Genomic DNA, 12,082 nt, shown 5'->3' with positions numbered 1-12,082 from the left:
TGAATTGCTGTTTTAGTTTTCATATGTATATAATTTGTTTTTTAAAGGCCATCCCGATTTATCGGGATAGCCATGTTATATTCATTAGTGTTTGTGCACTGTTCGTGCATGGCTATTTCACATGTATATAATTTGTTTTTTAAAGGCCATATGGGATAGCCAGGTTATATTCATTAGCGTTTGTGAACGGTTCGTGCATGGCTATTTCATATGTATATAATTTGTTTTTTAAAGGCCATCCCGATTTATCGGGATAGCCAGGTTATATTCATTAGCGTTTGTGAACGGTTCGTGCATGGCTATTTCATATGTAGATAATTTGTTTTTTCAGTTGTCATATGGAATACGCCAGGTTATCTTCATTAGCTTTTGTGAACGGTTCGTGCATGGCTATTTCATATGTATATAATTTGTTCGTTTTTAATTTTTCCTTTAAGGAACTCAAGAATGCTAAAGCATTTGATTTTTTAACTGTCATCCCGATTTATCGGGATAGCCATGTTATATTCAGAAGTGTTTGCGCAGGGGATTTGCATGACTATTTCATTTGGATATAATTTATTCGTTTTTTTTATTCCTCTAAGGAACTCATGAATGCTAAAGCATTTGGTTTTTAATTTTCATCCCGATTTATCTGGATAGCCATGTTATATTCAGTAGTAATTGTGCATGGTTTGAGCATATTATTTTATTTTTTCAAAAATTCAATGTATTTTAATATTTAACAAAAATAGTAAATTAAGAATAACTTGCCAGAATTCATGAAACAAAGAATTCAGCAGAAAGATAATTTCAATTTTAAATAACAGAAAATAAAACGGCTAATTATTTAAAAGTAGATTAATAAAATCATATCTTTATCTTGTAATTATTCAACAAAATTGAATATGATAAAAAAAATACTACTTGTTTTCTTCCTTTTTTTAAACGGCTTACTCGTAAAATCACAGGTTTTTATTAATGAGTATTCCTGTTCTAATATCAGCACTATTACAGATAATTTCAATGAATACGAAGACTGGGTAGAACTGTATAATGCAGGTGCAGCACCTGTTAATTTACTTGGATATTTTTTGAGTGATAATCCAAACAAACCATCAAAATGGACTTTTCCTGCAATGAGCATTGCAGCAGGAGGTAAAGTTTTGGTATTCTGTTCGGGTAGAAGTGGTATAGCGGGTACAAATGTACATGCAAATTTTAAACTCACACAAACAAAACCTGAATCTATTGTTTTTTCTAATAATTTAGGGGTTCTTCTGGAGAGTATAGAACTTGTTCCAACTCAAAAAAATCATTCCAGAGGCAGAACAACAGATGGCAGTGCGCTTTGGTCCCTTTTTACAACACCTACCCCAAATGCCTCAAATGCCAACCCAAAGACTGATTACTCAGCTAAACCCGTACTTGATAAGGCTCCGGGTTTTTATCCTTCTTCAATAAGTGTAACAATAACTACTTCTGATCCTAGCGCATCAATATTTTATACTGTTAATGGGACAGTACCTACTGCAGCCTCTACTGCCTATACAGGCCCTGTTGTAATTAATTCCACAACTGTACTAAGGGTAATTGGTGTAAGCAGCAACATAAATACACCTGCTAGTTTTACAGAAACAAATACTTATTTTATTAATTCAACCCACACACTTCCTGTAATTTCGGTTGCTGGAAATAACCTTAACCTGCTTTTTGGGGGGAATCAAGCACTAAGAGAAGGTAGTTTTGAATATTTTGATGTAACTGGTTTATTTAAAACCGAAACAGATGGTGAATTTAACAAGCATGGTAATGATTCCTGGGCATATCCTCAGCGTGGAGTCGATTTTATTTCAAGAGATCAGCACGGTTACAATCATTCAATAAAGGAGAAGCTTTTTGCAAATAAATCAAGAGATGAATTTCAACGTGTTATTATTAAGCCTGCAGCAAGTGATAATTACCCCTTTGAAACAGGTGGGGCACATATAAGAGATGCTTATGTTCACTCCCTTTCTCAAAAGGGAAAATTAAACCTTGATGAAAGAACCTCTTCATTTTGTATTTTATATATGAATGGTGCATATTGGGGGGTTTATGATTTAAGAGAAAAAGTAGATGACAGTGATTTTACCAGTTTTTACAACAATCAGGACGTTCCTTATAAAGATAGTCCGAAAGATGTACAGTTTTTAAAAACATGGGGATCAACCTGGGCCGATTATGGGGGTGGCCAGGCAACAGCAGACTGGAATGCCTTTAGAACATTTGTTTCATCAAACAACATGGCAATTCAAGCCAATTATGATTCTGTAGAGCGTGTTTACAACACAAAAAGTCTGGTGGATTATTTTGTTCTTAATTCATACATAGTTAATAGAGACTGGCTTAATTGGAATACTGCCTGGTGGAGGGGCCTTAACCCCAGTGGGGATAAAAAAAAATGGAGGTATGTTTTGTGGGATATGGATGCAACTTTTGGGCATTACAATAATTTTACTAACATCCCCAATACCTCTGCCACTGCTGGGCCATGTGATCCTGAGGCTTTGCCTAATCCCGGAGGCCAAGGGCATACTCAAATTTTAAATGCCCTTATGGCAAATGAGGGCTTTAAGCAGTTTTATATCAGTAGATTTATTGATCTTTCAAATACTGTTTTCCAATGTTCTTACATGATAAATATGTTGGACAGTATGGTAGGTGTGATTTCGCCTGAAATGCCTGGACAGATTGCTAAATGGGGAGGAAATATGAACACTTGGCAGAACAATGTTCAGTCCATGAAAAATTTTATAAACGATCGTTGTGCTGCATTAAGCACTGGCTTGAATGATTGCTATACCCTAAGCGGGCCCTATAATATTGTATATGATGTTTCCCCAGCCAATGCAGGAAATATAAAAATAAATTCAATTATTCCTTCCACCTATACTTTTGCAGGAGATTATTATGGCGGCATTGATATACTACTCAATGCAATTTCAGCCCCCGGCTATGAATTTGATTATTGGCAATTACAGAATCATACCTTAAGTCCTTCAAACAATGATTCTAGTACAGTATTAAATATTACGCAGGCAGATTCCATAGTAGCTGTATTTAAACTTGTTGAAATCACCGAACCTGTTCCAGTTCCTACGCCAACTCCAACACCAACTCCTGATCCTGATCCCGATCCCAATGATACTACCATTGTTGTTCCTCCCGGTGGAGTAGGGGCAGGTGTTTTTATTCCAAATGCTTTTTCTCCAAATGGTGATGGAACCAATGATGTGCTGTTTCTTTTTGGAAATAAGGTTGCATCCATTGAATTTTCGGTATTTAACCGATGGGGCCAAAAAGTTTTTGAAACAACAAGTTTATCCACAGGATGGGATGGAACATTTAATGGACAGCTTCTAAATCCGGGAGTTTATGCTTACCAAATTCAGGTTAAGTTTATAAATGGTGATGAAGAAAACAAACGCGGAAATATTACACTTTTTAAATAAAGCTCATGAAGCAATTTTATTTTATTGGTTTTATGTTTCTTTGCTTTGCATCCTTTTCTCAGGATGTTCATTTTTCCCAATACCAGCAAGCCCCACTCCTGCTTAATCCTGCATCTGCTGGCTTTTTTTCCGGCTCCCAGCGTGTTATATTAAATTATAAAAATCAATGGACAGGAATGCAAAACCCATATAAAACGATGGCTGCTTCTATTGATTTTCCCGCTTTTGTATCAAAGGAAAAGATAGGGAACCTTGGATTTGGGCTCAATGCCTACAGAGATATTGCGGGTGATTCAAAATTTGGTACAACCAAGGTGAATCTTTCTGTTTCAGGTATTGTGAATATTGACAAGTTGAATAAAATCTCTGGGGGATTGCAAATAGGAGGTGGACAACTTTCAGCTGACATTAGTAACCTGCAATGGGGGAATCAATTTACCGGAACCGCATTTAATACGGCAATTGCCTCTAATGAGCAAAACAGTCTTTCTTCCCGAATGTACTTAGATTTAGGACTTGGAGTAATGTATGAGTTTTCTAATATTCAAAATAATTTTGCAGGTAGAGACGGGATACGATTTAGTGTGGGAGTTTCTTCTTTTCATGTTAACCAACCCAGCATTGAATTTTATAGTTTCGGTTCCGAAAGATTGCAAAGAAAATACGTAATTAATGGAACCGGACGTTTTGATATTCCAGAAACAAGAGTATCCCTTGTTCCTGGAGCTATTTACCTAAGGCAAGGTCCCTCATCTGAATTGTTAACTAGCTTGTGCTTAAGAATCAGGCTTACAAATCCTAGCCAAATTACTACTTTTTTAAGGGAAACTGCACTTACAATCGGAGCTGGATATAGAAACAATGATGCTATTATACCACAATTTGCTATTGATTTTAGCGATTATTCTTTTGGTGTTTCCTATGATTTGTCCTCCCCTTTTTCAACCACCAATTATGGTATTAATGGTGGCCTTGAATTTTTTATCCGTTATACCAATTGGAAAAGTGCTCTGTTTAAGGGTAAACGATAATTCCAACGTTTACTATTTCTTCAAAAAGGAAATATCCTATTTCATTTCTTTCGTTTTTTCTCACAACCATTTTGGTTGTATATATTTCAATAAATCCGGCTTTTAGTTATACTGTTCTACTTTTTGTAAATGTAAATTACAAATGGCGTATTACAAATTTTGGCATTCTAGAAAAAGGGATAGTCTTTAACTCAATTACTAAATTGGAATTTAGATGGTATTTGGGATAATGTTATTGTATGAGTTTCAATAGCAATATTAAATCATTGCTAGTTAAATGACTTAAATAATTTCACTGCTTATTTTGGCAAATGGAAACCTCTTTATAGATTTTTGCCTGAATCCTGCCTAGGATATAGATAAGCAGGGTTCAGGCAAAAATAAATAAACAAAAAATTTCTTATTGAATTACATTAAATTATTCTGTTACAACAATTTTGCTTTTTCCAAAAAAGCCATTATCTGAATCAATTGTTAAGAAATAAATCCCATTTGATAAACCTTTGGAAGAAATTTCATTTTTGCGGTTTGTTGTATTTATTTTATAGATTAAATGTCCATAAACATCATACATTGAAATAGTGAAAACATTTCCCAATGCCTCATCTCCAATTACAATGGATGCAGATTCTTGCATTGGATTTGGGAAAACATGTAAACCAGCTGTGCTGTTTTCTGTTTTAATTAAGGTAGCAGGATTTGCAATTGTATTAACTACTGTATTTGTAATAATAGGAGGATTAAAATCGAAATAAATATCTGCGGTATTGATAATTTGTTCTAAAGGGGCAAGATTGGCCAGAGTTTTCATTCTAAAGTTGCAAAAACCATGACTTGCGGGCTCATTAGCATTACTGTCCACCAGCATAATTTGGTTAAAAGTCCACACAAGAACTCCCTCAGAAGTCACATCAAAAGTATAAGGATGACTTGCCCCTCCTAATTCAATGGTTTCAAGAATTAAAGGATATTTAATTGTATCCATTACAACCACAGTGAAAGCTGTATCTGTTCCGGTATTCTGAAAAAATATGGTATAGGTAAAAAGAGAATCAGAGGGTTGAATAGTTCCTTCTGGCCCATCTCCTTTAGGGAAAACAAGTTTTTCATTAGGATCATAGGAGCCCGTTACAATTCTTGTTGCATTTGCAGTATTGTTAGAAAGATCCTGATCTCCTGAAAAGGGTTCAATGGTGGCAGTGTAGTTTAATATGTCACCTAGTGTTCCTCCATTTGCAGGTGTTGGCATTTGTAACTGAATTGTATAATAATTTACTTGGTTGGGAGCAAAATTTGGAATGTTCCAGGTAATTTCCGGGTACACCTGCAAAGTAGGAGCTGGTGAGGCATTTATATAAGAAAGAATGGAATCATAATTTAATTTTACTACCGCATTAAGGCTTGTATTTCCCAGGTTTTTTGCCGTAATCCAAACGTAATTCGTAAATCCTGGATTTGCTCCTCCAACGCTTAAATAAACTGCAAGGTTATTGAAATCAGGAATTTCGGTTACACCTATGTTGATGCTTGAAATGGTATCACAAAGGCCTACAAAATTAACAGGGATTCCATTTGGACTACAATTGTTTTGATAATATTGCTGACTAAAATTTGAACTCACACTGTAATTACCTGAGGGAACACTAATACTATAATCCCCGTTGCTATTGGTCCAACCATAATAGATTTGATTGCCCGTGGCTATAACCATTTTATTTGAAATTACAGGTTCACCTACATCAAATTGGCAATTTCCATTCAAATCAGTATATATTTTTCCATGAATAAAGTTTGTTTGCAAATTTTGGATAGCGAAATTTCCGGTGCCAGTGCAACCGTTTTGATCCATAATATTAACTGTATAAAGACCAGAAGGAAGATCAATTGCTGTGGAACTTGTTTGAACCGGAACAGTATTCCAGGAATAGTTATAAGGAGCTGTTCCTCCATAAATATAAGTTGAAACGGAACCCCCTGATGAACAATTGGAAGGAGTACTACTTCCAGAAACATACAAGCCCCAGTTTGATTGTATAACTGTACTTATTGAAAAAGAGCATCCAGCTTGATCTGTAACTGTTACACTGTATGTTCCTGGCGTGAGATTGGTAATAATCGAATCTGTACTTGAATTGTTCCATAAATAAGAATAGGGAGGAGTGCCACCGGAACTCCATGCATTTGCCGTTCCACCACCATTACTGCAAGCAGAGGTGTTGCCAATATTAACTGTGAGGTTTGAAGAATTTGAAACAACTCCAGAGGTAGTAAAAGTACATCCTACATTATCGGTAACTATTACAGTATAAGTACCTGCACTTAAATTATTTGCTGTGTTTCCTGTTCCCACTATAGGGTTCCATTGATAGGAATAAGGAGAAGTTCCTCCTGAAACCATTACGTTTGCAGAACCAGTATTGCCATTGCAAGTGCTACCATTAGTTACCATTGTTGCTACCAGGTTTGAAACAGAATTAACAGTAAATGATTGAGCGTTCTGGCATCCGGAATTGTCTGTTACAGTAATAGAATAATTGCCAGGGCATAAACCTTGCATTGTAGGTACAGTATTTCCAGAAGGAGTCCATAAATAAGTAAATGGCGGAGTCCCACCAGAAACAGTCACTTCAATACTACCGTCACAACTTGAGGCGCAACTGGCATTGATTACATTTCCACTTAGGGTAAATGCTCCACTGTTTGTAACACTTGAGCTTGCAGTTGTTGAACAACCATTTGCATCAGTAACAGTTACAGAATATGTTCCTGCAGGCAAATTGTTTTGGGATTGTGTTGTTGACCCATTTGACCACAGAAATGAATAAGGAGGGCTTCCACCGGTAACAGCTAAAGATATTGAGCCATCTGAAGCATTGCAAGTGGCTGGGGTAGACTGAAGGCTGACAAAAATGTTTTGTACATTTATAAAAGCAGAGGCTGAACTCATGCATCCATTTAAAGTATATTGAAGGGAAAAGGTAGTTGGGGTATTAGGAGAAACTGAAATTTGTGATGTGGTTTCTCCTGTATTCCAAGCAAAAGAGCCTCCACCTGTTTCAGGAAAACCAAAAAGGGTAATAGAAGTGCCTGCGCAAATTGTTGCTTGAGGTGGATTAATTGAAACAAGAGGGATGGGATTTACTGTAATAGTTACATTATCAGTAGCAGTACAACCCTGAGCGTCAGTTATTGTTACTGTATATGTTGTGGTAGAAACCGGACTGGCAACTACTGTTGATTGATTTGGTGAATTGATACCAGTTGAGGGACTCCAGTTAAAGGTATATGGATTTGTTCCACCGGTGGTTGCGGCAAATAAACTCACAGATTGTCCTTCACAAATAGTTTGGTTTCCAGGAGAAATTGAGGTGAAAAAAACGGAAGGTTGGGTTATGGTAACTATCGCAGTTGAAGTAGAGTTATCATCCATATCCGTTACTACCACACTATAAGTTCCAGCACATAATCCGGAAATTGTTTGACTGTTTTGAACAGGATTTGTATTCCACTGGTATTGAAAGGGACCAACTCCTCCAGAAACCGTAGCATAAGCAACACCATTGCACATCCCATTGCAGCTTACATTTGATACAACTGTAGTAGTAACAGTATGGCCTGAGGAAAAAACATTCCCCGAAAAAATTAAAATAAATGTTAGGGAGAGTAAGTATGAAATTCTCATAGTTTTGGTTTTAGAGATGTATATTAAATGTTTATGAGGGATTTTTATATTTAATTATAAGACGAAAGTATATCAAAGAGTTGCTAAAATTTTGAAAAATATCTTTCAAATTGGGCTGGTTTTTTTCGCTTTGGTGCATTGGCATGGCGATCCGCCTCTGATTTATTTCTTTTAATTTTTCCAATTTTTTTTTATTGGGTTTTATTCTGGATTATTTATGAAAAGCATGTTCGGCTTTTGTTTACGATAATAACAACAATATATTATTGAGTTCAGACCACAATGCCACTTACTTGGATTTCCTACCCCTAGGCTTTGAAAATTATATTGATAAAATTCTTGCAACAGATGGATTAATAAAGAAGCGAGAAAAAATTTTAAAAAAAGCATAATAATCCGCTACCTTCGTTGAGTTATTCTAATTTAACTGATTCTCAATGACCCCTCTTATTCGACTTTCAACTATCATAATTGCTTTTTGTTTCAATAAGCTTTATGGCCAGGACATAATAAAAATGAGGAATTTAGATTCCCTAATTGTCAAAGTAATTGAAGTAGAAGATAAAGTAATTAAATATAAAAAATTCACACATTTAGATGGTCCAATTTACCATCTCAATAAATCGGAAATCAATGAAATTAAATACAAGAACGGAGAAAAAGATTATTTTAATCCTCCATCGAATACTAGTATAAATACATCAGGTGAAAAGTTGATAAATGAATCTATTTTAAAAAATATAACAAAAAAGGGCAATACTGTTTGTGTGATATCTGATGATTATAATGTTATAGTTCATGCAAATAATTTAATACAAAGTTGGGGGTTTTGGAAAATTACTTCCAATAAAAATGAGGCAGATTTTATTTTAAGAATTAATATACGATATATTATTATTGGAGAGGCAATTGTAAGTGGACAATTCATTGATTCAAAAAGTGGAGAAATATTAAGAATGACAAACGATGTAAATTCTCTTACTACTATTGATTTAAATGCCAAAAGAGGTGCAATAAAAAAATTATTTCATAAAGAGATTAAACCTTATTATTATTAGTATTACTTTTTTCTCTTTTGATGTATTTAGTAAATCCTCCATTGCTGCCATGCATATTTACGATAATAACTCCAATATATTATTGAGTTCAGACCACAATGCCCCTTACTTGGATTTCCTACCCCCAGGCTTTGAAAATTATATTGATAAAATTCTTGCAACAGATGGATTAATAAAGAAGCGAGAAAAAATTTTTAAAAAAGCATAATAATCCACTTGCTTTATTGAGTATTTAAAAGGGTTCATAATATGAAAAAGAAAATAATATTAATTTTAGCTCCTGGGATTTTATTCTGCTATGGTTTTGAGTTAAACACGATCATAAAAACAAACTAAGAACAATTCAAACATGAAAAAAGTAACAGGCATTGGCGGAATCTTTTTTAAAAGTAAAGACCCCCAAAAAATGAAAGAATGGTATAAAACTCATTTGGGTTTAGATACGGATGAATATGGGACAAATTTCGAATGGGGACAAGGTGCAGATCCACTAAAAAAAGGTTTCACACAATGGAGTCCATTTGCAGAAACAACAAAATATTTTGAACCTTCCACAAAAGAATTCATGATAAATTACAGGGTTGAAAACATTGAAGCACTTGTAGAAGAATTGAAAAAGGAAGGTGTTACGATTACCGACACCATTGAAACCTTTGAATACGGCAAATTTGTTCATATTTTAGATGTGGAAGGAAATAAAATTGAATTATGGGAACCCAATGATTTTGAATATGATAAAATCGTAACGGGAAGGACAAAATAATGAGATTGAAACAGGAGCAATTTTAATTGGACAAATAGTTTGGTCTGAACTTGAAATGCAACAGGCATACTTTAAATTCAAATGCCAGGATGAAACATAAGCTTTAATATTAAATAGAAAAGGAAGCCAGGGAATTAACAATAAGTTACTGCAATTAATGTTTTTTCAAACAGAGAATAGAATCCGGTTTGCGCATTGCTGGAAGAATTTTATAAAATCACACATATCTTGTCCTCTAGCAGTACTTACCTTTTGAGTGTAATCAGTTTGTTTTTTGTAATTGCTTTTATCCTTTAAAAAAATAGAAATTTTTTAAGTTATCTGATTGTTTTTTTAGGCTCCGGTTTTATTGGGGGAGCAAACGAAGCACTAAGTATTATTGTTCTTTTTATTCAGTTTGTTGCCATTACCCTCCTATATAAAAACAGAAGCCATTATACAAAGGATGGCTCATTTGAAAGCCTGTTTAATAAAACACTTTTTTCGTTTGTTTGCCTTTCAGCCTCATTTGCTATCCTTTATTTAGGGCCTGGAAATGGTGTTCGCGAGCGTTTTTTCGATTCAATAAGTATTTCTCAGGCCTTGTCGTTAAACATAAAAACAACAGGTATGATAACACTGTTAAAACTTCCTTCGCTTGTTGTTTATCTGATATTTTTTTCGATCCCTGTTTATTGGTTGAAAATAGAAAAAAAGAATTTATTTCCATGCATTCTTTTTGGCAAAGAGTTCTTTATTCAAGCATCTTTTGGCCTTTCAAAAGAAAAATGGGCAAGACTTTTTAGTAATTTTAGAAGAAATACATTAAGTCAGAAAAAATACATAATTTGCAGAAAAATTAAACCATGTTACCAGGTAAAACATTTATCAGCATTTTTATTTCATTATTGCTTACAGTAAGTTCATTTGCTCAAAATGAAAATGATAAAAAGTTGTTTCAGGAAGCAAAAAAATTTTTTGAGGCAAGAAAATTTGTCGAAGCCCTTCCTCATTTTAAACAACTCAACGAGAATGACCCTGGAAATATAAGTTACTATTACCGTTTAGGCGCTTGCCTTGCTATGACTGAACAAGAACCTGAAAAGGCTTTGGATATGCTCAAAATGACCTTGAATGCTCAGCCAAAATCGGTTGAAGTACATGTTTTTTTAATGAAGGCTTATTTGTTATTGGGAAACAATGAACTTTTGGAAAAGCATTATAAAATTCTTCTTTCATCAGAGGATGAAGTTGAGATTAGCAAATGGGTTGAACTGGCAAATGATATTTTGAATCAGTCCCAATTCGTTGCTGAGGAAAAAATGGAAGAAGAAAAAATTGCGTTAATAGCAAAATCTAATCTTGATGCAAAAACAGCAGCAGTGGAAAATCCATCAAGCAATTTAAAAAGTTCAGAGCCTGAAACAGTAAATACACTTGCTACAAATGGATTACCTGATAAAGGAGCGAAAAGTGTTGAGGTGAAAACAAAAACTTCAACAGCACGCAGTAAAACCCAAGTATCAAGAACTATTCCTATAAAAAATGTGAAGTACGCCTATGCTAAATCTGATGTTAATGAAAATTATAAATCCGAGTTAAAGGAATTGATTGGATTAATGAAGGAGAATAAAGAAATGAAATTAGAACTTACTGGACATACCGACAGTAATGGAACAGACAAATACAATTTGATTTTAGGAGAAAACAGAGCAAGAACGGTTCAAAGGTATTTTATGAATAATGGAATAAGTGCATCTAGAATTTCTGTAATTTCTAAAGGAGAATCCCAGCCCTTAGCACCGAACGAAAATGGAGATGGATCAGACAATATCCAGGGAAGAGAACAAAACAGAAGGGTTGAAATCAAAATCATTAACCCTCCTGCATTTCTTACTGTGGATTATCAAAACTAAACAGATTCATTTCAAGGAAACGAACTCAAGCCATAGGTTTGTTTTTTAGTTCTCCAACAAGTGTTACCCTTGAATATTTTACAGATCAATGATAACGAATCGAATTATAAAATAAAAAGTTGGAGTACAACTGAAAAATCTAAGAATGATAACCTCTAAATGAAATGATTTAATTTAGAT

Annotated in this window: 6 protein-coding genes; 5 read left to right on the top strand and 1 reads right to left on the bottom strand. The window is 34.4% G+C overall.

Features of this window, described 5'->3' with window-relative positions:
* Nucleotides 1–887 precede the first annotated feature (887 nt).
* Both H0V01_03790 and H0V01_03785 read left to right on the top strand, forming a co-directional pair.
* A complete protein-coding gene (locus H0V01_03790; GenBank protein ID MBA2582495.1) occupies nucleotides 888–3,473 on the top strand; it encodes a CotH kinase family protein in 2,586 nt (861 codons plus the stop codon).
* A 5-nt stretch (nucleotides 3,474–3,478) separates the two neighbouring features.
* The gene (locus H0V01_03785) at nucleotides 3,479–4,504 is read left to right on the top strand and encodes a PorP/SprF family type IX secretion system membrane protein (GenBank protein MBA2582494.1); all 1,026 of its coding nucleotides are present in this window, start codon (nucleotides 3,479–3,481) and stop codon (nucleotides 4,502–4,504) included.
* A gap of 418 nt (nucleotides 4,505–4,922) precedes the next feature.
* On the opposite strand, the gene H0V01_03780 is transcribed toward H0V01_03785, so the two are convergent.
* On the bottom strand, nucleotides 4,923–8,186 hold the full coding sequence (locus H0V01_03780; GenBank protein MBA2582493.1) for a T9SS type A sorting domain-containing protein: 3,264 nt from the start codon (nucleotides 8,184–8,186) through the stop codon (nucleotides 4,923–4,925).
* A gap of 515 nt (nucleotides 8,187–8,701) precedes the next feature.
* On the opposite strand from H0V01_03780, the gene H0V01_03775 reads away from it, so the two are divergent.
* The 3 genes from H0V01_03775 to H0V01_03765 all read left to right on the top strand — a co-directional run bounded on the left by H0V01_03775 (nucleotide 8,702) and on the right by H0V01_03765 (nucleotide 11,902).
* Complete coding sequence (locus tag H0V01_03775) at nucleotides 8,702–9,244, top strand: hypothetical protein (protein ID MBA2582492.1); 543 nt, start codon at nucleotides 8,702–8,704, stop codon at nucleotides 9,242–9,244.
* Nucleotides 9,245–9,593: 349 nt separating this feature from the next.
* Nucleotides 9,594–10,007 (top strand): VOC family protein, encoded by a 414-nt coding sequence (locus H0V01_03770; GenBank protein ID MBA2582491.1) that lies wholly within the window; start codon nucleotides 9,594–9,596, stop codon nucleotides 10,005–10,007.
* An 845-nt stretch (nucleotides 10,008–10,852) separates the two neighbouring features.
* Nucleotides 10,853–11,902, top strand: a complete 1,050-nt coding sequence (locus tag H0V01_03765; GenBank protein ID MBA2582490.1) for an OmpA family protein — start codon at nucleotides 10,853–10,855, stop codon at nucleotides 11,900–11,902.
* The last annotated feature ends 180 nt before the right edge of the window (nucleotides 11,903–12,082 follow it).

It is taken from the genome of Bacteroidota bacterium (assembly GCA_013696965.1).
Classification (GTDB): domain Bacteria; phylum Bacteroidota; class Bacteroidia; order JACCXN01; family JACCXN01; genus JACCXN01.
This window is presented reverse-complemented; position numbering and strand designations above follow the sequence as displayed.